Origin of the sequence: Pseudomonas sp. NPDC089734 (assembly GCF_044748865.1) — a bacterium.
Lineage (GTDB): Bacteria > Pseudomonadota > Gammaproteobacteria > Pseudomonadales > Pseudomonadaceae > Aquipseudomonas.
In genome coordinates this window covers 317,209-338,444 of record NZ_JBIVGV010000004.1, presented here as the reverse complement: position 1 = coordinate 338,444, position 21,236 = coordinate 317,209, and the positions used below count along the sequence as shown (strand labels likewise).

Annotated in this window: 16 protein-coding genes; 10 read left to right on the top strand and 6 right to left on the bottom strand. The window is 59.6% G+C overall.

Translation table 11 applies throughout. The features are described 5' to 3' along the window. The first annotated feature begins 40 nt into the window (after positions 1-40). Together macA and ACIPY9_RS08025 are read left to right on the top strand one after the other, a co-directional pair. Positions 41-1,192 carry a macrolide transporter subunit MacA gene (gene macA / locus ACIPY9_RS08030; protein ID WP_400699072.1) on the top strand — a complete coding sequence of 384 codons (1,152 nt, stop codon included), beginning with the start codon at positions 41-43 and terminating at the stop codon, positions 1,190-1,192. 2 nt (positions 1,193-1,194) lie between these two features. Then, positions 1,195-3,195 carry a MacB family efflux pump subunit gene (locus ACIPY9_RS08025; protein WP_400699069.1) on the top strand — a complete coding sequence of 667 codons (2,001 nt, stop codon included), beginning with the start codon at positions 1,195-1,197 and terminating at the stop codon, positions 3,193-3,195. Between the two features lie 22 nt (positions 3,196-3,217). Here the strand turns inward: ACIPY9_RS08025 and ACIPY9_RS08020 are convergent, their stop codons facing one another. Continuing rightward, positions 3,218-3,886, bottom strand: a complete 669-nt coding sequence (locus ACIPY9_RS08020) for a helix-turn-helix transcriptional regulator (protein WP_400699066.1) — start codon at positions 3,884-3,886, stop codon at positions 3,218-3,220. 295 nt (positions 3,887-4,181) lie between these two features. Between ACIPY9_RS08020 and ACIPY9_RS08015 the strand changes: the two genes are divergently transcribed. The 5 genes from ACIPY9_RS08015 to ACIPY9_RS07995 all read left to right on the top strand — a co-directional run bounded on the left by ACIPY9_RS08015 (position 4,182) and on the right by ACIPY9_RS07995 (position 8,518). Further along, positions 4,182-4,826, top strand: coding sequence for a TetR/AcrR family transcriptional regulator (locus ACIPY9_RS08015; RefSeq protein WP_400699063.1), 645 nt, complete (start codon positions 4,182-4,184; stop codon positions 4,824-4,826). A gap of 279 nt (positions 4,827-5,105) precedes the next feature. Further along, entirely contained in the window at positions 5,106-5,948 is an 843-nt protein-coding gene (locus ACIPY9_RS08010) for a MipA/OmpV family protein (protein WP_400699060.1), read from the top strand. A gap of 159 nt (positions 5,949-6,107) precedes the next feature. Then, positions 6,108-6,929, top strand: coding sequence for an SDR family oxidoreductase (locus ACIPY9_RS08005; protein WP_400699058.1), 822 nt, complete (start codon positions 6,108-6,110; stop codon positions 6,927-6,929). A gap of 120 nt (positions 6,930-7,049) precedes the next feature. Next, positions 7,050-8,216, top strand: coding sequence for a MafI family immunity protein (locus ACIPY9_RS08000; protein ID WP_400699055.1), 1,167 nt, complete (start codon positions 7,050-7,052; stop codon positions 8,214-8,216). 41 nt (positions 8,217-8,257) lie between these two features. Next, positions 8,258-8,518 (top strand): hypothetical protein, encoded by a 261-nt coding sequence (locus ACIPY9_RS07995; RefSeq protein WP_400699053.1) that lies wholly within the window; start codon positions 8,258-8,260, stop codon positions 8,516-8,518. A gap of 527 nt (positions 8,519-9,045) precedes the next feature. Here ACIPY9_RS07995 and yegQ read toward each other — a convergent pair. The 5 genes from yegQ to baeS form a co-directional block, all read right to left on the bottom strand. Next, positions 9,046-10,374, bottom strand: a complete 1,329-nt coding sequence (yegQ, locus tag ACIPY9_RS07990; protein ID WP_400699051.1) for a tRNA 5-hydroxyuridine modification protein YegQ — start codon at positions 10,372-10,374, stop codon at positions 9,046-9,048. Positions 10,375-10,561: 187 nt separating this feature from the next. Further along, on the bottom strand, positions 10,562-11,740 hold the full coding sequence (fliB, locus tag ACIPY9_RS07985; RefSeq protein WP_400699048.1) for a flagellin lysine-N-methylase: 1,179 nt from the start codon (positions 11,738-11,740) through the stop codon (positions 10,562-10,564). A gap of 112 nt (positions 11,741-11,852) precedes the next feature. Next, a complete protein-coding gene (kdsB, locus tag ACIPY9_RS07980) occupies positions 11,853-13,139 on the bottom strand; it encodes a 3-deoxy-manno-octulosonate cytidylyltransferase (RefSeq protein ID WP_400699045.1) in 1,287 nt (428 codons plus the stop codon). Positions 13,140-13,210: 71 nt separating this feature from the next. Further along, positions 13,211-13,888, bottom strand: a complete 678-nt coding sequence (locus ACIPY9_RS07975; protein WP_400699042.1) for a response regulator — start codon at positions 13,886-13,888, stop codon at positions 13,211-13,213. Positions 13,889-13,891: 3 nt separating this feature from the next. Further along, a complete protein-coding gene (gene baeS, locus ACIPY9_RS07970; RefSeq protein WP_400699039.1) occupies positions 13,892-15,277 on the bottom strand; it encodes a sensor histidine kinase efflux regulator BaeS in 1,386 nt (461 codons plus the stop codon). 149 nt (positions 15,278-15,426) lie between these two features. Between baeS and ACIPY9_RS07965 the strand changes: the two genes are divergently transcribed. From ACIPY9_RS07965 to ACIPY9_RS07955, 3 genes are read left to right on the top strand one after another with little or no spacing between them, the layout of a single operon-like run. Continuing rightward, a complete protein-coding gene (locus tag ACIPY9_RS07965; RefSeq protein WP_400699036.1) occupies positions 15,427-16,614 on the top strand; it encodes an efflux RND transporter periplasmic adaptor subunit in 1,188 nt (395 codons plus the stop codon). Positions 16,615-16,616: 2 nt separating this feature from the next. Then, on the top strand, positions 16,617-19,763 hold the full coding sequence (locus tag ACIPY9_RS07960; protein WP_400699034.1) for an efflux RND transporter permease subunit: 3,147 nt from the start codon (positions 16,617-16,619) through the stop codon (positions 19,761-19,763). Further along, the gene (locus ACIPY9_RS07955; RefSeq protein ID WP_400699031.1) at positions 19,760-21,157 is read left to right on the top strand and encodes an efflux transporter outer membrane subunit; all 1,398 of its coding nucleotides are present in this window, start codon (positions 19,760-19,762) and stop codon (positions 21,155-21,157) included. Before ACIPY9_RS07960 ends, ACIPY9_RS07955 begins: the two co-directional genes overlap by 4 nt. Positions 21,158-21,236 lie beyond the last annotated feature (79 nt).

The following is a 21,236-nucleotide window of genomic DNA, read 5'->3' as shown; positions in this document are numbered from 1 at the left end:
CCCCGAGCGGGCGTGATCTTCAAGTATTCAGTGGGCATCTATGAACAAGTCGAAAATGCGTAAGGTTGGATTGGGCACTGCCCTGGTGTTGCTGGCGGGTGCCGTGCTGTATGCCATCGAGGCACCGGCCAAGCCGCCGACTTACATCACCGCCAGGGTCGAGCGGAGTGACATCGAGAATGCCGTACTGGCCACCGGCGTGCTGGAAGGCATCAAGCAGGTGGACGTCGGGGCGCAGGTGTCGGGGCAATTGAAGTCGCTCAAGGTCAAGCTGGGCGACAAGGTCAAAAAGGGTCAATGGCTGGCCGAGATCGACCCTCTGGTGCTGCGCAACACCTTGCGCCAGGCCGAAGTGGACGAAGACAAGCTTCAGGCCGACCGGCTCTCGGCGCAGGCCCAGATGAAGCAGGCCAAGCGACTTTATGACCGCTACAAGGAATTACAGACTGATCAGTCTATTTCTCGTCAGGACTTCGAGAATGCCGAATCCGACTATGAAGTGCAGCGGGCGAACGTCAGTTCACTGGACGCCCAGATCAAGAGCGCACAGGTGCAGATCGACACTGCCAAGGTCAACCTGGGCTATACCCGGATCGTTGCGCCGATCGATGGCGATGTCGTCGGCATCGTGACCCAGGAAGGCCAGACAGTCATTGCCCAGCAACTGGCTCCTGTACTGCTCAAACTGGCGGATCTGGACACCATGACCATCAAGGCTCAGGTTTCAGAGGCCGATGTCATCCATATCAGCACGGGGCAGGAGGTCTACTTCACCATTCTGGGCGAAGACAAACGCTACTACGCCACGCTGCGCGGCACCGAGCCTGCGCCGCAGGATTATCTGGAAACCGAAAGCAGCAGTTCTTCCAGCAAGCAGAACTCTGCAGTCTTTTACAACGCGCTGTTCGAGGTGCCGAATCCTGACCATCGCCTGCGCATCTCCATGACCGCCCAGGTGCGGATTGTTCTGGACACGGCCAAGGGCGCGCTGAGCATGCCGGTGGCGGCACTCGGGACGCGTGATGCCAACGGGGCCTATACCGTGCGGGTTCTGGACAAGAACGGCTTCGCCCAGGAGCGCAAGGTCCAGACCGGCATCAACAATAACGTTCAGGTGGAGATAAAGGACGGGCTTGCCGAGGGTGATCAGGTCGTGATCGCCGATCCGTCAGCGACCGTGGCGGGGTCATGAGCATGAACCAGAAGGTAGAGGTTGCAGCGCTCCACGAGACGACGTTCGACACCAGCAGCCCGATCCTGCACCTGGAAGGCGTGAGCCGCAGCTTCATGGCCGGTGACCGCGAGTTTCTGGCGCTCAAGCACATCGATCTGGCGATTCATGCCGGTGAACTGGTGGCGATCATTGGTGCATCGGGGTCGGGCAAGTCGACCCTGATGAACATCCTGGGCTGCCTGGACCATGCCAGCGGCGGCAGCTACAAGGTCAACGGCCAGGAAACCCGTGATCTTGATGACGAGGCGCTGGCGGCGCTGCGTCGTGATCATTTCGGCTTCATCTTCCAGCGTTACCACTTGTTGCCGCACCTGGATGCCGTTCGCAATGTCGAGATTCCGGCCGTCTATGCCGGTACCTCACAGTCACAGCGTCATCAGCGTGCCGAAGAGCTGCTGACTCGCCTTGGCCTGGCGGGGCATCTGGAGCACAGGCCAAGCCAGATGTCCGGTGGTCAGCAGCAGCGGGTGAGTATCGCCCGGGCCTTGATGAACGGCGGTCAGGTGATTCTGGCCGACGAACCCACCGGTGCACTCGATACCGCCAGTGGCAAGGAAGTGATGAATATCCTGCTGGAGCTGCATGCCCTGGGGCATACGGTGATTCTGGTGACCCACGACCCCAAGGTCGCGGCCAACGCCGAGCGGATCATCGAGGTCAGCGACGGCGAGATCATCAGTGATCGCCGCACGGCCCAAACGGTACAGGCCGCACCTGCACCCGAGATGCAGCCACACGCGGCACCGCGACGTCTGGTGGCCAGTCTCGGCCTGTTCCGTGAAGCCTTCAACATGGCCTGGATCGCCCTGATATCGCACCGCATGCGCACCTTGCTGACCATGCTCGGCATCATCATCGGCATCACCTCGGTGGTCTCCATCTCGGCCATTGGTGAGGGGGCCAAGCGCTACGTGCTCAAGGACATCCAGGCCATCGGCAGCAACACCATCGATATCTATGCTGGCAGCAACTTCGGTGACAGCCGGGCCAAATCCATCGAGACACTGTTACCGGCCGATGTGACGGCACTCAACCAGTTGTATTACATCGACAGCGCGACGCCGGTGGTCGGTCGCAGCATGCTGGTGCGCTATCGCAACATCGACGTCGATGCCCAGCTCAACGGCGTCAGCAGCCGTTACTTCCAGGTGCGCAACATTCAACTGGCGGCTGGCATCACGTTCAGCGAGCAGGATGCCCGGCGTCAGGCTCAGGTGGTGGTGCTCGACCACAATACCGCCCAGCGTCTGTTCGGGCCGGGCGTGAATCCGTTGGGGCAGGTGATCCTGATCGGCAACCTGCCGTGTACGGTGATCGGCGTTACCAGTGATCACAAGAACCTGTTCATTGCCGGCAACACGCTCAATATCTGGGTGCCTTACGAGACGGCGGCCGGGCGCGTGCTGGGCCAGCGTCATCTGGACAGCATCAGCGTGCGCATCAAGGACGGCATGCCGAGCAAGCAGGTGGAAGAGCAGATCAAGGCGCTCATGCTGCAGCGGCACGGCACCAAGGACTTCTTCACCAACAACCTCGACAGCGTCATGCAGACGGTGCAGAAAACCAGCCGCTCACTGACGCTGCTCCTGTCGTTGATTGCCGTGATCTCGCTGGTGGTCGGCGGTATCGGTGTGATGAACATCATGCTGGTGTCCGTCACCGAACGAACCCGAGAGATCGGTATTCGCATGGCGGTCGGTGCACGTCAGTCGGATATCCGCCAGCAGTTTCTGGTGGAAGCGGTGATGGTCTGCCTGATCGGCGGGATCGTGGGAATCGCCTTGTCCTATGGCATCGGGTATCTGTTCACGCTGTTCGTGAAACAGTGGGAAATGGTCTTTTCGATGGGATCGGTCGTCACGGCCTTTGCCTGCTCGACCTTGATCGGCGTGCTCTTCGGCTTCGTGCCAGCCCGCAATGCGGCCAGGCTGGACCCGATCGAAGCGTTGGCGAGGGACTGATCAGTGGCGCATTGCATTGGCCTCAATTGGCCAGTGCAATGTCCCCGGACGAGGCATACATCCAGCGCATCAGCGAATGTCGCCCGCTGATGCCAAGCTTGACGGCCGCCCGGCGCTGATAGCTGCCCACGGTATTGACCTTGAGTGTCAGACGCCGGGCCTGTTCGATGGCTGTATGGCCGGCCAGCAGGCCAAGGCAGACCTGGGTTTCCCGCTCGGACAGCTTCAGGCCGGTTTCACGCAGGCGCTCATGGAAGCGGTCTTCCAGGCTCTCCGATTTTTTCGAGTCGACCTTGGGAAGCGCCATCTGCAAGGCATCCACATGTTTTTTCACGATCGAGAACAGAAACGGCGAAAGGTCTTTCAGCTGTCGGCGTTCGTTATCGGAAAAGACGGGAGAAGAGGGCGAGCGGAAAACGGTGATCTTGCAGCAGTAGTCGGCCGACTCCTGCGCCGGGTGAAGACGGATCGAATCGGTAAAGAGCGTCGCGCCAGGCTGTGAGGTCACTGTTTCGTTGAACACGAATGAATTCGAGGCCGACGCGGACTTCCAGGGACGCGGCAACAGGTAAAGATGCGTGGCATCGACGGCGAGCTGCGTATTGATCAGCTCATGGAACATATTCGAGAAATGACGGGTGCCAATGCTGGCGATGACTTTGCCGATCTGTGGAAATAATGTCCGGGTCATTGTCTCATCCATGATGTTCAGTAGCGGTGACGAGTTTTTTGACGTCAGTAATTCGTCGCAGGTCACGACCAGACTAAAGTCTCATTGTTTTTGCATCCATCATCCGGGATGTCTGCGTGTCGAAAGTGTTGCTCCCATTGATAACGCCACTTGATGACACTTTTCCGATTGAGCCTAGCAGAGAGTCTGAAGTACTGGCACAACGCAGCTTGAACGCTGCCCGGTCGAGGAGGAAGATGGCCCCTCCATGGCGATCAACGCCTGATGAAGTACGGCTCTCAATTATAGCGATGGCATGAAAAGCACAGATTCCGCGACTCCTCCCCAGGCTGAACCCAGGAAGAAAAGAACACGGCTGACGCCCGAGGTACGGCGGCAGCAGATCCTCGATGCGGCGCTGGCCGAGTTCAATGCGCTCGGTTTCACGGCGGCCAGCATTTCAAAGATCGCCAGCCGGGCGGGTATCTCGAAGGCGAATGTCTATGTCCATTTCGCGAGCAAGGACGACATGTTCGAGACGCTTCTCGATCAGCTCATGACCCGTTCCAGAACCAACTGGAGTCAGTTACAGGATGTGGCGAGCGTCGACGAACTGGTCGAGCGGCTCATCGACTTTGCCTACGGCGGGCTGACCGACGACACCATTGCGATTACCCGGCTGCTCATCACGGAAGGCCATCGCATGCCGCATCTGCTGGAGAAATGGATGATCGGGCAGGCCAAGGCTGACCGTCAGGCGCTTATCGAAGGCTATGTCGAAAAGGGCATGGTGAAGCCCAGCCCCTTGACCGAGCACTTCAGTTTTGTGATGGCTCCGGTTGTCTATGCCACGGTTGCGCAGATGGTGCTGGGCAGAGACAAGGCGGCGGGAGAGGTGGAGGCCATCAAGGAGACTCATCGCAAGCTGCTGACCCTGTTGTTGACTCCCACTGAGCGATAACTCATTCCTGTCCCGATGACTGGATGCACTCATTGCGCCTTGCACAGAGTGTTCGAGTCCTTCCTTTCTGGCCCGGGCTTTTGCTCAGGCCAGGCCCTTTCTGACTCTGCATCTTCACTCTGCGGTTTTACCGCGGGGCGCGTATGGCGTGTTTTTCAGAATGCCAGTTGCCATACGGCATATTTACTGACCGATCATTCAGTAGTAGAGTTTTTCTAATGACCATTCGGTCACTAGTGGGCGTCCTGACGCTTAATGTTCTCTTCGGATGATTCAATCATGACATCACAGGTTTTCCCGGTGTTTTCGCTCAAATCCGTTTCTGCTCGTCCCTTGTCTGCGCTGCTGGCGGTTCTGGCGGCCAGTACGCTGTCCATGACCTCTGCAGAATCGCAGGCGGCGGACACGCCTGCATCGCCCGGCCAGAATGCAGTGGACACCGGCAGCAGCGCGTCGCAATGGTCCATCGGCCTGGCGGGTGGCAAGAACTATCGGGTCTATCGCGATTTTGACGACAAGATCGGCGGCTTGCCGCTGGTGACGTATGAGAACCGGTATGTCCACGTGTTCGGCACTGGCCTGGACGTGAAACTGCCCTCGCTGGGGCCGGTCTCGTTCCGTCTGCGGGGGAAGTACATTGGCGAAGGCTATGAGTCGGGTGACTCGCCTTACCTTCGGGGCATGAGCGACCGTGACAACAGTTTCTGGGTGGGCGGTGCTGCCATCTGGAAGTCCGACTTCGCCACGCTGACGACCGAAGTGCTCACCGATGCCATGGACAACAGCAAGGGCTCCCGCGCCAGGCTGCAGATCGACCGCCGTTTCAGTGCAGGTGCCTTCGGTTTTACGCCGCGACTGGCCGGGGAGTGGGTCGACAGCAATTATGTGGACTATTACTACGGCGTGATGCCGAATGAAGTCCGCACCGGGCGGCCCGCTTATAAAGGCGAGGCGACAATGAATACCGAGGCCGGTCTGCGCATCGACTGGCGTCCGGCCCGTGCGCATACTCTGTTTCTCGATCTGGGGGCTACCCGGATGGGAAACGAGATCAAGAACAGCCCGCTGGTCGAGACTGATACCCAGTATGGCGTCGGTTTCGGTTACTTCTATCGCTTCTGATTGCACAAGAAAAGCCAGGGTTGCCATCGAGAAGTTGCCCTGGCTCTTTGCGGACTCATGAGTACGGCTCATGAGATTATTGTGAATATGCCCGTCTAGTCGCTGATCACCAGCGGCTATAGATTGATCCGCACCAGTGGATCAATGTCAGGGGTGTGCATGAAAAGCGTCACAGTGGTTATCGGAGCCGGTTCGATAGGTCAGGCCATTGCCCGGCGGGTGAGTGCAGGCAAACATGTCCTGCTGGCTGACCTGCGAGAGGACAATGCAACGGCAGCCGCGAAAGTTCTCAGCGATGCCGGGTTCGACGTCACGACTGCGGTTGTAGACGTTTCTTCACGCGCCTCTGTCCAGGCGCTGGTAGAGACGGCCGTTGCCATCGGCAGCATCACTGGCGTCATCCATGCCGCCGGTGTATCGCCTTCCCAGGCAACACCCGAGACGATTCTGAAAGTTGACCTTTATGGCACGGCGCTGGTGCTGGAGCTGTTCGGCAATGTCATCGCCCAGGGCGGTTCCGGGATTGTCATCGCCTCCCAGTCGGGCCATCGTTTGCCGGCGCTGACCGCTGAGCAGGACAAGGCTCTGGCTCTCACGCCAACTGAAGAACTCATGTCCCTGCCGATGCTGCAACTCGACAAGGTCACGGACCCCCTCAATGCCTACCAGATCTCCAAGCGCGGCAACTCGCTGCGGGTGATGGCCGAAGCCGTTCGCTGGGGCAAGCGCGGAGCCAGGGTCAATACCATCAGCCCCGGCATCATCTTCACCCCGCTGGCCAGAGACGAACTGACAGGCCCGAGGGGCGAAGGATACCGACGCATGATCGACTCCTGCGCCGCCAAGCGCGGCGGTACGCCGGACGAAGTGGGGGCCGTCGGCGCACTGCTGATGGGGCCGGAAGGGACGTTCATTACCGGCAGCGACTTCCTCATGGACGGTGGCGTGACGGCGCAATACTGGTTTGGCGAGACTGCCTGAATCTTCCCCTCATCCTTTTTACACGTGCCGTGACTGACAAATTGCCAGTCACGGCACGGTTGCATAAGATCCGCGCCATCAATGATCTGGCGTGCCATCGCCATAAGGTAAAGGGACTTCATGCAACCTGAACAACTGAAAAGCTTTCTGGAAGCAAACACCACCTTCTCATTCGGCAACGCCACCACGCCTTACACCGCCAATGACTTCTGGGGCTGGGCATTTTCCAACATGAATGTGGCTGTCCTGCGTGGCGTGCTGATCGAATACCTGGTCGCCAAGAGCCTGATTGCGAAATGTGATCACATCGTCGGCGATACAGTCCGGGCCCTGACGACCAACACCCCTCAAGAAGGCGACCTGACCAGAAGCATCGAAAAACACTATCAGGTGCAGCCCCATGGCGACGTCTTCGACCTGCAACTGACCTGGGGCGTGACCCTGGAAATCAAGAGCACGGCCTCACCGCAGAACTGGCGCCTCAACAAGACCTGTCGCTGGAACATCATGGAAGACAAGAACCTGTGGGAGCAGGTGTTTCCGGCGCAGTTCTACATCCTGGCCCACATCGACTCGGACATCAGCTTCAATGAAAACGACCTCGATCTGGGATCGGTAACCTTCCACGTCCGCACCGGTCGTGAGCTGGACGCCCTGACCGGCACTAACAAGTCCGTGGGTTTCTCACGATTCGTCGGCGATGAAACCAACCGCCCCGGCTACCGCTTCGACGAACTGCCGGATGTTCTGAAAAAGTTGCAGGCCGAACGCTTGGAGTCTGTCCAGAAGCACATCCTCCCAGGCTGGAAAATGGCTCCGGTGCCCGGTACGGAAAACTACAACATGCTGCCTCTTGCGATTGAGGGTGAGGATGGGACCGATACGTTTTGGTGCAGAGAGGTGAAGCTGGATAAAGGGGTTTGGAGATGCATTCCGATTGACCCTATTCCGTCACCCTGGAAAGCCGGTTTCGTGCCTGACTGGAGGGATTGGGAAGCGGCCGGGTTTTCGTATGTGCCGAGGGTAATGACTCCTGTTGAATCTCTTTTTCGCAGGCTCTTACCTGAGCTTGATGGTGTGTTTTCCGCATCGGAAATAGCTGAAGTCTCAAGTTTCGTTGAGGTGGGAGAGTATGGGCTGGCTTTGGATACAACGATTGGTATTTTCATAGAGGAGAAAAAAAGGGCAGAGAGCAATGTGATTGCGCTGGTGCAGTCGCTTGCTACTGCCATGAAGCTACCCGATGCGGAGTACTCTGAGCTTTTGTGCGCTGTCAGCCGTAAGTAATATGGCTCTAGACAATAGTTGCGAAAATACAGTGGGGACAGATGTTTAAACTTCATGAAGTCTGGAAATCGATAGATGAGCATAAAATGGTTGTCTACTTTTGTTTTGAAGATCTCACCACTAAAAAATTCGGGGTGCAAAGTCTGGAGGGATTTGGTCTGTCCGATTCTGGCGATCGCAATTCGGATGCGCGTAAACAAGCTATTGAGCTTTTTATTGAGGAAAGCCCATTGGAGCGGTGTCTGTGGGGGGATACGCTAGAGGATGCTATAGCTAAATTTGATGATTTTATGAGCAAGTAGCCCGTGTGTGCCATGAAAGGGGCGTATATAAAATGAGGTTAATGTCTATGGCAACAGCGGCAAATGCAGAGTTTGCTCTTGTATATCCCGTATTGTTTGAGCGAGTCATTAGCTGTTGGCCTGCATCGATTGATGTCGCTCAGTTGTGTGCGTATGACGGCGTTCTGACCTTTATGTAGTTACTGGATGATGAAGATATTCTGCTGATAAGGCGTTATTTCGTAATGAATACAAAAGGGCCAAGTGTGAAAGGATTCGGCGACTCTCCGCTTATCCAGGAGTAGGCAGGTACATCCACTGTATCTTGGTTGGCAGAAATAAAGTCTTCCCGGATAAATCCGGTCCTACTCACCGTTTGTAGGAGCTGGCTTGCCTGCGATCGGCTGCGAAGCAGCCGTAGAACCAGTGTTTACGGTGTTTCAGGCACCCCTTGGTAGATTTACGACGGCGCTGCCGTCGATCGCAGGCAAGCCAGCTCCTACAGGCCAGCGCGAACCCGCCGCCATCGCAAGCAGGGGGCTGTATGGCTAACCGATTTCTCTCACATCCTTCATCAACAACCCAAACCCCAGATCCACATCCTCAGGAATCGGCAAATACACCACATGCCCATCCCCTGGTGCGACGTCGATGGCTTCGCCTTTGCTGTTCTGCAATTGGCTCAGGTCAAAGTGGAAGTTGCCTCTGGGGGTCATCAGTTCCATGTGGTCGCCGAGGCTGAAGCGGTTCTTGACCTTGACTTCGGCCAGTCCGTCGCGGCGTTGGCCGGTGAGTTCACCGACAAACTGTTGTTGTTCGGAGACTGAGCTGCCGTTCTGGTAGTTCTGGTATTCGTCGTGAACATGGCGACGCAGGAAGCCTTCGGTGTAGCCGCGCTGGGCGAGGGATTCCAGGTCGGTCATCAGGCTGCGGTCGAATTCACGACCGGCCACGGCGTCGTCGATGGCGCGGCGGTAGACCTGGGTGGTGCGGGCGCAATAGAAGTGGGATTTGGTCCGGCCCTCGATCTTCAGGGAGTGCACGCCCATGCGGGTCAGGCGTTCGACATGCTGCACGGCGCGCAGGTCCTTGGAGTTCATGATGTAGGTGCCGTGTTCATCCTCGAAGGCGGGCATCAGTTCGTCCGGGCGGTTGGCTTCCTGTAGCAGGAACACCTGATCGGTCGGTGCGCCAGCGCCCAGGGTCGGTTCGGGTTCGTAGGTCTGCACGATGTCGCCGGTGGCGTTTTCCGTGGCTTCCCGGGCCGAGTATTTCCAGCGGCAGGCATTGGTGCAACTGCCCTGGTTGGCATCGCGCTTGTTGATGTAGCCCGACAACAGGCAACGGCCGGAGTAGGCCATGCACAATGCGCCGTGGACGAAGACTTCCAGCTCCATGGCCGGTACGTGCTGGCGGATTTCGCCGATTTCTTCCAGTGACAGTTCCCGGGACAGGATGATGCGGCTCAGGCCTTGCTGTTGCCAGAACTCGACGCTGGCCCAGTTCACGGTGTTGGCTTGCACCGACAGGTGAATGGGCATCTGCGGGAAGTGTCTGCGCACCAGCATGATCAAGCCGGGGTCAGACATGATCAACGCATCCGGGGCCATGGCCACCACCGGCTCCAGGTCTTTCAGGAAGGTTTTGAGCTTGGCGTTGTGCGGCGCGATGTTCACCACCACGTAAAAACGCTTGCCCTGGGCCTGTGCTTCGCGAATGCCGAGTTCCAGGTTGGCATGGTCGAACTCGTTGTTACGCACCCGCAGGCTGTATCGCGGCTGGCCCGCGTACACCGCATCGGCACCATAGGCGAAAGCGTAACGCATGTTTTTCAGGGTGCCGGCGGGGGCAAGCAGTTCCGGGGTAAAGGCTGTCATGGCGGTGTCGGTCGCAAAAAATCGCGAAGGGTAATCAGCTTGTGTCCGGGATTTATTGATCTGGGTCTATGAAATGGTTTGTGTCGGCAGGATGGGGAACGAAAGGCCTTGTTTCAGACGAGGCGTTTTCTACCTGAGCCCGTCTGATTGAGGGCTCAGGTGAGTCAGAAAGGACGGCTACGGGTTGTCAGGCTTCCACCTGCCTGATCAGTGTGTCCAGATAAGCCAGTCCTTTTTCCGTGATCGTCGTGCGCAGTGTGTATTCGGCGGCGGTCACGGCGTTGTGGCTGGCGGCCCGGCAGAAGCGGTAGACCAGATCGACGATCTGCTGATTGTCCGGTGCCAGCTGGTTGATCACGTCGCAATGGGCGATCAGCAGGTTGCGCAGGGTCAGGGTACGGATGGCCAGGGTAGTCGCCCATTCGGTCAGGTTCAGGCCGTAATCCTGACCGGCGCTGGTGTTGGAAATGAACGGGAAGCCGGTGCGGGTCATTTCGGCGGCAATGAAGCGCTTCAGGATCAGATCGAGACTGTGTTGCAGCTTGTCCGTGTACAGCCGTCGGTACTCGGCACGCAATGTCCATTGTGCCTGTGCCGGAGTGGCGCCGGGTACGATGAGCGAGGCCGTGAGCAACTGCTGGCGCAGGGAGGACGGGGCTCCCGGCGCATTGAGGATATTGATCAGCACGATCAGCAGCGGGTCGGCGAGAATCGGCTCGTCGTCCTGGCGCTCAAGACGGCTGGTATTGTCGGCCAGCAGCGGGATCTCCTCGATCCAGCGTTCGTGGGGCAGCTCCGAGAGTTGCGCGGAAATGTCATAAAGGCGCAGCAACACCTGGCCAACAGGCAGTTTTTTCGACAGGGTGATCTGCAGCAGGGACTCCACCACCGAGCGCCATTGGGCGCCATCGATGCCGACAAACTCCTGATTGGCGGCCGCATAGAGGTGATGGTCGTCCTGCGGGGTTTCTTCGATCTGGAACGGGTTTTCACTAAATAGCCCGATACGGGCAATTTCGGGGCAGCTCATGGTTGCGGATTTCACCAGCGAATTATTGATTCTGCGGTACATGCGCGGGTAGTTGGCGCAGGTGTCGGTAAGGACTTTTTCTCCCTGCTGTGCGTGTATCTGGCAGCGTCCTTCCTGGAGCGCACCACATTGGCCACCGGCCTTGTTCATCTGGTAGCCGGAATCGTCCTTGACGATCAGATTCAAGAGCTCGGGGAAGTCCCGGCTATACAGGTCGTGACTGCGATTGCTGACGGCGATGCGCCAATTGCCTTTGCAGCAGTTGTCTTCGCAACGCTCGGCAATGCATGAGAATTGCTCGATGTATTTGAAAGCCCTGGCGGACTGAATGCCCATGAATACTCTCCCGCAGCCTGAGGTTCGTTTGAGCCTGAGTGGTCGGTGCGGGGGAGTTGTTCCATGGGCAGGAGCAAATAGTGAGGGCTGTCGAGGTCGACAGCCTTTGGTGTTACTGGGCCATCTTGGCCATGACCGAAGCGTAGCCGGTGGCGGAGCCCAGCACATCGGCCTTGCCCTGAGCGATCAGGATGGCATCGGACACTTCCCGGAATGCCCCGGTCCCGCCCGCGCGTTGCAGCACATGGGAGGCCTGTTGTTGCACGTAGACCGGTGCATCCGCGACGGCGAATGACAGGCCGCAGGCGGCAAAGGCCGGCAGGTCGATGGAGTCATCGCCGATGCAGGCGGTCTGCTGTGCGGTGACGCCGGCTGCGGCCATCAGTTGTTCGCAGGCCGCTTTCTTGTCCTTGATGCCGAACTGGCACAGCTCGACGCCCAGATCTGCCACGCGCTTGCGCAGGGTGGCGGAGTCGCGTCCGGACAGGACCGCCACACGAACGCCGTTTTCTTCCAGCATGCGCATGCCCATGCCGTCGCGGACATGGAAGCGTTTCAGGCATTCACCGGTGGCGTCATAGAAAATCCCGCCATCGGTCAGTACGCCGTCGACATCGGTGATCACCAATCGAATGTCGGCCAGGGCTGGCAGGCGTGGCAGTTCCTTGCCCGCGATCAGGGCTCGGACCTTTTCCAGGCATTCAGGGGTGTCGACGCCAGGGCCGGTCGGCTCGACCACCCAGGCGCGAATGCAGTAACCGGCTGTCAGCAGGCGCAACTGTTCCAGCTTTTCGGCGTGCTCGATCATGGGCTGGGACAGGCCGGAATAGCTGGCCAATACCTCGCGGCGGTAGGCATAGACCCCGACGTGCTTGAGGTAGGTGGCCGCTTCATCGTCGCGAGGATAAGGAATGGGCGACCGGCTGAAATACAGCGCATTGCCGTTGTCCGCCAGGACCACTTTGACGGTATTGGGGTTACGGGCTTCGGTACTGTCTATCGGATGGCACAGTGTACCGACCTGCACGGAGGCATCGGCCAGCATACCGGCAGCCAGGGCGGCGATATCGCCAGGCCTGACCAGTGGCTCATCGCCTTGCAGGTTGATGTAGATGTCGGCATCGACCTGAGCCATGACCTCGGCCAGACGATCCGTGCCGGAGGGATGATCGGGGGAGGTCATGACACACATCGCGCCGAAGCTGCGCGCTGCATCGGCCACACGGGCGTCGTCGGTGGCAATCACCACGGTGTCGGCAATGGCGGCTTCCACGGCGCGCTCATACACGTGTTGCACCATGGGTTTGCCCGCGATATCGGCAAGCGGCTTACCGGGAAGGCGGGTGGATGCGTATCTTGCCGGGATGACGATGGCGACACGTTGCGAATGGCTGGCCATGAAGGGTCCTTAAACGAATTTCGGCGGTGCAGAGCAAAAACGGATCATACCAGCGACAGCGTCGGTGCGAATCAAAGTTCCAGCTTGTAGCCCACGCCATAAAGCGACTGGATGGGGTCTTCACCCGGACAGGCCTGCGAAAGCTTGCGGCGCAGGTTGCGAATATGGCTGTCCACGGTACGGTCGGTGACCACGCGGTGATCCGAGTAAAGCCTGTCGAGCAACTGGTCCCGGGAAAACACCCGGCCGGGAGAGCGGGCGAAAGTGTTGAGCAGGCGCAGCTCCACGGGCGTCAGGTCCAGTGCCACGCCGTCGAACGAGGCGCGATAGAGTTCTTCATCGATCAGCAGCCGGGGTTGAGCCTGTTGCGGGGCAAGCTGGGGGCTGCGACGCAGGATGGCCTTGACTCGGGCGACCATTTCACGCGGGCTGAAGGGTTTGCAGATGTAGTCGTCGGCTCCGAGGTCCAGGCCGAGAAGGCGATCCACTTCCTCGACCCGCGCCGTGATCATGACAATCGGCACGGCACTGAAACTGCGCAGTTCCTGGCAGACTTGCAGGCCGTCGCGCCCCGGCAGCATCAGATCGAGCAGGATCAGTTTCGGCTCGCGGGCGCGCACGGCTGGCACCACCTCCAGGCCATTGTCCAGGCACTGGGTCGGATAACCGGCGGCATTCAGGTAGTCGCGCATCAGCGCGGCCAGTTTGGGTTCGTCTTCGACAATCAGGATCGGCGCTTCGTCGGCCATGTTTCAGGTATTCCGTGGCAAGCGAAGGGTCAGCCAGAGGCCGCCCAGAGGAGAGTGATCGGCTGTCAGGCTACCGCCATGGGCCAGCGCAATACTGTGACAGATGGCCAGCCCGAGCCCCGCGCCGCCGCTGGCTCGGTTGCGTGAGGCTTCGCCACGGTAGAAACGCTCGAACAGGCGCGGCAGTTGCTCGGCCTCGATGCCGGGGCCTGAGTCCAGAAAGTCGATACGCAGGCCATCGGCTTCACTGGCGGCGTTGATGCGCAACGTACCGCCTTCATCGGTATAGCGCAGCGAGTTTTCCATCAGGTTGCCGAACAGTTGTTGCAGACGCTTGGCGTCGGCCATCAGGTGCAGCGGTTGTGCGGGCAGCTTCAGTTCCAGATTCAGCTTTCGGGTCGTGCAGCGTTCCTGGAACATGGCGACGCTGCTTTCCAGAAGCTCGTTGAGTTCACAGTCGGTCTTGCGATAGGTCAGGGCGCCGACATCGGCCAATGACAGTTCGTACAGATCGTCCACCAGTTTGCTGAGCATGCCGACTTCGCCCTGCAATGATTTCATCGACGTTTGATCGAGGGTTCGCACGCCATCTTCGATCGCTTCCAGCTCGCCCCTCAGGACCGAAAGCGGGGTGCGCAATTCATGGGAGACGTCGGCCATGAAATCCCGGCGCATACGCTCGTTGCGCTCCAGGGTGTAGGCCAGTTGGTTGAAGTCGCGGGCCAGTTGGCCGACTTCGTCGTTGGAGGACACTGCCACACGGCTGTCGTATTCCCCGGCCGCCAGCCGGTGAGTGGCGGCGGCGACGCGCTTGACCGGGTCGAGCAGGGTGCGGGCGATCCACCAGGCAATCAGCATGGCCAGTATCAGTGACAACACGCCCATGGCCAGGCTGGCGCGCAACTGGTACTGCTGAAAGCGTTCACCACCGGCCTCGGTCACGCTCTGGAACGGGGTGACGGCCAGCCAGCCAACGGTTTTTCCGTCGACTTCCACTGCGCGCATGTAGGCATCGTCACGTGTGCCTGAGTAGCCCACGACTTGACGCTTCTGCTCATCCAGCAAAGCGAGGCGAAGCACGGCACCGGTCAGGTCCGAGGTCTGCATGGCACGGGATTCCGGGTTCATGCGCTCTTCATCCCGGTCGGGGCGCATGATTTCAAACCAGCGATCCCTGTTGTGCCGCAGGAATTCCCAATTGCCTTCGTGGGCATAGGCCGCCGCCAGCTTGGGCAGAATCGGGGTCATCCGTTGCATGCCCTGTTCATTGAGGTAACCCAGGAAGCCTCGCCCGAAACTCCAGTTCGCAGTCAGCCCCATGCTCAGGATGACCAGCAGCACACTGGCCAGGACCGCGACGAATAGTTTGGTGGAGATGCTCGGTTTCATGGGGCTCGCATGGGGTTGCAGAAAAGGGTCGCCCATTTAGGCCCGCTGACGACGAAGATTCAAGCCGTGCAGGCAATCTTCAATTTTCCTGCACATTTGCCTCGCAGCATGACGACATGTCCAGGTCATAACGTCTTGTAGAGGCATTCATGTCGATCAAACTCTTCGCCAAATATCTGGTGACTGCCACATTTGTTGTTTATGTGGCCCTTTTAAGCCTGTTGAGCGGTTGCTCGCCGCAGGTATCTGCGCCTGTCGCTGCGCAACCCAGGGTTTCAGTGATCAATGTACAGCCCCGTAGCCAGGTGCTGACGAGTGAACTGGCCGGGCGTACCCAGGCCTTCATGGTGGCCGAGATCCGGCCGCAAGTAGGGGGTATCGTTCAGCAGCGCCTGTTTACCGAAGGGGCCGAAGTCAAGGCCGGGCAGTCGTTGTATCAACTCGACAGCGCCACTTACCGTGCGGCTCTGGCCGAGGCTCAGGCGACGCTGGCCAAGGCTCGTGCCACCCTGAAATCGGCGCAGGCCACTGCCAAACGTAATGTTCAACTGGCGAAGATCGATGCCATCAGCCAGCAGGATAACGAAGATGCACAGGCCAGCCTGCTCAGTGCCGAGGCCGAGCTGCAAGTGGCACAGGCGGGTGTGGATACGGCTCGTATCAATCTGGCCTACACCCGCATCACGTCGTCCATCAATGGACGCATAGAAACCTCTACCGTGACGCCGGGCGCTCTGGTCGTGGCCAATCAGGACACGGCACTGACGACTGTGCAGCAACTGGACCCGATCTACGTGGATGTCACGCAATCCACCACGGAGCTGCTGCGCCTCAAGCGCGACCTGGCCAGTGGTGTCCTGCAAGCCAATGAAAGCGGTGAAGTGCCGATCAGTCTCAAGCTTGAAGATGGCAGCACCTATCCACTGGAGGGGCGCTTGCAGTTCAGCGGCGTCAGCGTCAGTGAAGGGACCGGTACCGTGACCCTGCGCGCCCAGTTCGCCAACCCGGATCGCCTGTTGTTGCCGGGCATGTATGTGCGGGCGGTGCTGGAACAGGCGCGGGACGACAAGGCCATTCTGGTGCCGCAGCGGGCCGTGAGCCGCAGTGCCAGTGGCGTGACCTCGGTGCTGGTGGTGGTCAATGGCAAGGTCGAGCAGCGGGTGCTGACCATCGACCGGGCCGTGGGCAATCAATGGTGGGTAACATCCGGTCTTGCCGCAGGCGATCAGGTGATCGTCGAAGGCGGGCAGAAGGTCCGGGTGGGCACCGAGGTGCTGGTCAATGACAGTACCTCGACGTCGCCAGCGCCCTCGGTCGCTGTCGTGAAGGAGGGCTGAGCATGGCACGTTTCTTTATCGACAGGCCGATCTTCGCCTGGGTCATCGCCATCTGCATCATGCTGGCAGGAGCCTTGTCCATCAGTCAGTTGCCGCTGGAGCAATACCCCGATATCGCGCCACCGACAATCCGGATCTCGGCCACCTACACCGGCGCATCGGCCAAGACCGTTGAAGACTCGGTGACCCAGGTCATCGAGCAGCAGATGAAAGGCCTGGATAACCTGACCTATATGTCGGCCTCCAGCAGTTCGGCGGGCAGTGCCAGCATCAACCTGACCTTTTCCGCCGGTACCAACGCCGATGTGGCGCAGATGCAGGTCCAGAACAAACTGCAACAGGCCGAGTCGCGTCTGCCTCAGTCAGTGCAGAGCGAAGGCCTGACCGTGACCAAGGGCGGCTCGGACTTTCTGATGATCGTGGCCCTGGCGTCCGATAACGAAAGTGTGACCGGCACCCAGATCGGCGATTACATTTCCAGCACCTTGCTCGACCAGATCAGCCGCGTCGACGGCGTGGGCGATGTGCAGACCATGGGCTCGGGCTATGCCATGCGCATCTGGCTCGACCCGGCAAAGCTGGAAAAGTACGCCTTGATGCCTTCGGATGTCAGCACGGCTCTGGAAGCGCAGAATACCGAGGTGTCCGCTGGCCAGTTGGGGGCCTTGCCTGCCGTGGCCGGCCAGCAGTTGAACGCCACGATCAGTGCGCGCAGCAAACTGCAGACGGTCGAAGAGTTCCGCAATGTGGTGGTCAAGTCGTCCAGCAATGGTGCCGTGGTGCTGCTGGGTGATGTGGCCCGGGTGGAGCTGGGCAGTGAAAGCTATGACGTGACGTCCGCCCTCAACGGCAAACCGGCTGCGGCCATGGGGGTGCAACTGGCGACCGGTGCCAATGCCTTGAGCGTCGGTGAGGCGGTGAAGGCCAAGCTCAATGAGCTGGAAGCGTTCTACCCCACGGAAATGCAGCTGAAAAACGTGATCGCCTACGACACCACGCCCTTTGTGAGCCTGTCCATCGAAGAGGTTGTCAAGTCGCTCGGTGAGGCCATCGTGCTGGTGGTGCTGATCATGTTCCTGTTCCTGCAGAACCTGCGTGCCACCCTGATTCCGGCCATTACGGTGCCGGTGGTGCTGCTTGGGACGTTCGGCGTGCTGGCGTTGTTCGGCTACTCGATCAACACCCTGACCATGTTCGCCATGGTGCTGGCCATCGGCTTGCTGGTGGACGATGCCATCGTGGTGGTGGAGAACGTCGAACGGGTCATGGGCGAACAGAAACTCTCGGCCCTTGAAGCGACACGCCAGTCCATGGGAGAAATCACCAGTGCTCTGATCGGTATCGCGCTGGTACTGAGTGCGGTGTTCATTCCCATGGCGTTCTTCGGTGGCTCCACGGGGATCATCTACCGGCAGTTTTCGGTGACCATCGTCTCGGCCATGCTGCTGTCGGTCCTGGTGGCCATGACCCTTACGCCGGCCTTGTGCGCGTCCTTGCTCAAGCCTTCCGACGCGCAGGGGCACACGCCACGGGGTGGCTTCTTTGGCTGGTTCAACCGGACCTTCGAGCGCGGTGCCGACGATTACCAGCATCTGGTGGGCGGCATGTTGCAGCGTGGACGGCGCAGCCTGTTGGTGTATGCCTTGATCCTGCTGGCCATGGCCGCCGGTTATGCCAGTCTGCCGACCTCGTTTCTGCCGGATGAGGACCAGGGCATGCTCATGGGGCAGGCCCAGTTGCCGGTGGGTGCCACCGACAGCCGCACTCAGGCGGTGATGCGTCAATACGAAAGCTACATGCTTGAACAACCTGAAGTGGAATCCCTGATTACCATCACCGGTCTGGGCATGGGTGGTAACAGCCAGAACACGGGCCGGTCATTCATCAAGCTCAAGGACTGGAGTGAGCGTGAAGGTGCCGGACAGGACGCGGCGTCCATTTCCCTGCGGGCCACCCAGGCGCTGTCGAGTATTGCCGATGCGGACGTATTCGTCATGCAGCCACCGGCCATTCGCGGCCTGGGGCAGAGTTCGGGGTTCGATTTGCAGCTCAAGGACCTGGGCGGGCTGGGACACGAGGCGCTGGTCGCCGCTCGTGAGCAGTTCATCGAACTGGCCAGAAAGGACCCTCGGCTGTCGGGCGTGCGCAGCAATGGCCTGGATGATACCCCCGAGCTGAAAGTCAGTATCGATGACCGCAAGGCCGGGGCATTGAGCCTGAGCACCAGCGACATCAATGACACCCTGTCCACGGCCCTGGGTGGCACTTACGTCAATGACTTCCTCAATCAGGGTCGGGTCAAGAAGGTCTACGTGCAGGGCGAGGCTTCGGCGCGGATGCAGGCGGCGGACCTGGATCACTGGTACGTGCGCAACAGCAACGATGAGATGGTGCCGTTTTCCTCCTTCGCCAGCAGCGCCTGGAGCTACGGTTCGCCGCTGCTGGAACGTTACAACGGCAACTCGTCCCTGGAAGTGGTGGGGGACCCTGCGGCGGGCGTGAGTTCCGGGGACGCCATGGCGGCCGTGGAGGAAATCATCAAGCAGCTGCCTGAAGGTATCGGTTACGAGTGGACCGGGCAGTCCTATCAACTGCGACTGTCCGGCTCCCAGGCGCCGTTGCTCTACGGGATCTCGGTGCTGTTTGTCTTCCTTTGCCTGGCCGCGCTGTATGAAAGCTGGTCGGTGCCGTTCTCGGTGATGCTGGTGGTGCCGCTGGGTGTCGTGGGGGCCGTGCTGGCAACCCGTTTCAGCGGCTTGAGCAACGATGTGTACTTCCAGGTCGGCCTGTTGACGACGGTGGGGCTGGCGGCCAAGAACGCCATTCTCATCGTCGAGTTCGCCAAACATCTGCAAGAGCAGGGCAAAAACCTGAAGGACGCGATTCTGATCGCTTCGCGTCAACGCCTGAGGCCGATCCTGATGACGTCCCTGGCGTTCATGTTCGGTGTACTGCCGCTGGCACTGAGTTCCGGCGCGGGCTCTGCCGGTCGCCAGGCCATCGGGACCGGGGTATTGGGCGGCATGTTCAGCGCCACGGTCCTTGGGATCTTCTTCGTGCCGCTGTTCTTCTTGCTGATTCGTCGTCGTTTTGGCAGCAGCGCTGCTGTCGCGACCTCCACACAAACCGTTTCTACAGGTGACGCATGATCAAGTTGCATTGGCTGCTGCCGGCCGCTCTGGCGCTGCTCGGCGGTTGCATCAATCTGGCACCGGAATACCAGCGCCCCGAGGCACCGGTCGCGGAGCAATGGCTGCCGACAAAGACGGCTGATACAGGCACGGCGGCAGCGTCCATCGAATGGCAGAAGTTCTTCACCGACAGCCGTCTGGTGCGTTTGCAGACGCTGGCTCTGGCCAATAACCGTGACTTGCGTCTGGCCAGCCTGAATATCGAAAAGGCTCAGGCCCAGTACCGTATCCAGCGGGCAGCGAGCCTGCCGACGATCAATGCGGGCGTCAGCGGTACGCAAAGCCGTACACCGGGGGCCATGTCCAGCAGTGGCACGGCCACGACCAGCCATGAGTACAGCGCTCAGGTGGGTATGACCAGCTACGAGCTGGATGTGTTCGGGCGGATCCAGAATCTTCAGGATGAAGCGCTGGAAGATTATCTGGCCCTGACCGAAACCCGACGCAGCACCCAGATCAGTCTGGTGGCGGAAGTGGCGACGGCCTGGCTGACGTTGGCGGCGGATAATCAACTGTTGCAACTGGCCCAGGAGACGCTGAACAGTCAGCAGAAGACGTATGAGCTGACGCAGCGCAGCCATGCACTGGGCGGGTCTTCCGGTCTGGCGCTGGTGCAGGCGCAGACCACCGTGGAGTCGGCCCGTGGCGATGTGGCGGTGTATGCGAGCCAGATTCTTCAGGACCGTAACGCGCTGAACCTGCTGGTGGGCAGCGACATCCCGGATGAGTTGTTGCCGGGCACTGATCTTCAATCGGCGGCCTTGCTGGTCCAGGTGCCGAGTGAGTTGCCATCCAGCCTGTTGCAGCGTCGCCCTGATGTACTGGCCGCCGAACACAGCCTCAAGTCGGCCAATATCGATATCGGTGCAGCGCGTGCGGCGTTCTTTCCGACCATCAGCCTGACGGCCAATGCCGGGTCTGCCAGTTCAAGCCTGTCCAGTCTGTTCAAGGCCGGCAGCGGAGCCTGGACCTTTGCGCCGAGCATCAGCGTGCCGATCTTCGACGGAGGGGCCAACCGCGCCACACTGGATGCTGCGAAGGTCGAGCGGGAGATTCAGGTGCAGACCTACCAGCAGGCCATTCAGAGCGCTTTCAAGGAAGTGGCCGATGCTTTGGCAGTGCGCAGCACACTGGATGAACGCCTTTCCGCACAGCAAGCCTTGACCGATGCCAGCCAGAAAAGCTTCGATCTGGCCGATGCCCTCTATCGCGGAGGCTCCCAGAGTTATCTGGAAGCACTGGACGCCCAGCGTTCGCTGTACAGCGCCCAGCAGGACCTGATCAGCCTGCGTCTGGCAGAGCAGAGCAACCGGGTCACCTTGTACAAGGTAATGGGGGGCGGCTGGAACTAGCTCAGGCAGGAGCGAATTCATTCGCGAAACCAGTATCCATGGCGATGCAAATGCCATGAATGCGCAGGCCTCTTTCGCG

Excerpts from the sequence above, each read along its gene's own strand:
- ACIPY9_RS08025 (WP_400699069.1), top strand. The coding sequence starts at position 1,195 with ATGAACCAGAAGGTAGAGGTTGCAGCGCTCCACGAGACGACGTTCGAC.
- yegQ (WP_400699051.1), bottom strand. The coding sequence starts at position 10,374 with ATGACAGCCTTTACCCCGGAACTGCTTGCCCCCGCCGGCACCCTGAAA.
- ACIPY9_RS08005 (WP_400699058.1), top strand. The coding sequence starts at position 6,108 with ATGAAAAGCGTCACAGTGGTTATCGGAGCCGGTTCGATAGGTCAGGCC.
- ACIPY9_RS08015 (WP_400699063.1), top strand. The coding sequence starts at position 4,182 with ATGAAAAGCACAGATTCCGCGACTCCTCCCCAGGCTGAACCCAGGAAG.
- ACIPY9_RS08020 (WP_400699066.1), bottom strand. The coding sequence starts at position 3,886 with ATGACCCGGACATTATTTCCACAGATCGGCAAAGTCATCGCCAGCATT.
- baeS (WP_400699039.1), bottom strand. The coding sequence starts at position 15,277 with ATGAAACCGAGCATCTCCACCAAACTATTCGTCGCGGTCCTGGCCAGT.
- ACIPY9_RS07965 (WP_400699036.1), top strand. The coding sequence starts at position 15,427 with ATGTCGATCAAACTCTTCGCCAAATATCTGGTGACTGCCACATTTGTT.
- macA (WP_400699072.1), top strand. The coding sequence starts at position 41 with ATGAACAAGTCGAAAATGCGTAAGGTTGGATTGGGCACTGCCCTGGTG.
- ACIPY9_RS07975 (WP_400699042.1), bottom strand. The coding sequence starts at position 13,888 with ATGGCCGACGAAGCGCCGATCCTGATTGTCGAAGACGAACCCAAACTG.
- fliB (WP_400699048.1), bottom strand. The coding sequence starts at position 11,740 with ATGGGCATTCAGTCCGCCAGGGCTTTCAAATACATCGAGCAATTCTCA.
- ACIPY9_RS07955 (WP_400699031.1), top strand. The coding sequence starts at position 19,760 with ATGATCAAGTTGCATTGGCTGCTGCCGGCCGCTCTGGCGCTGCTCGGC.
- ACIPY9_RS07995 (WP_400699053.1), top strand. The coding sequence starts at position 8,258 with ATGTTTAAACTTCATGAAGTCTGGAAATCGATAGATGAGCATAAAATG.
- ACIPY9_RS08000 (WP_400699055.1), top strand. The coding sequence starts at position 7,050 with ATGCAACCTGAACAACTGAAAAGCTTTCTGGAAGCAAACACCACCTTC.
- ACIPY9_RS08010 (WP_400699060.1), top strand. The coding sequence starts at position 5,106 with ATGACATCACAGGTTTTCCCGGTGTTTTCGCTCAAATCCGTTTCTGCT.
- kdsB (WP_400699045.1), bottom strand. The coding sequence starts at position 13,139 with ATGGCCAGCCATTCGCAACGTGTCGCCATCGTCATCCCGGCAAGATAC.
- ACIPY9_RS07960 (WP_400699034.1), top strand. The coding sequence starts at position 16,617 with ATGGCACGTTTCTTTATCGACAGGCCGATCTTCGCCTGGGTCATCGCC.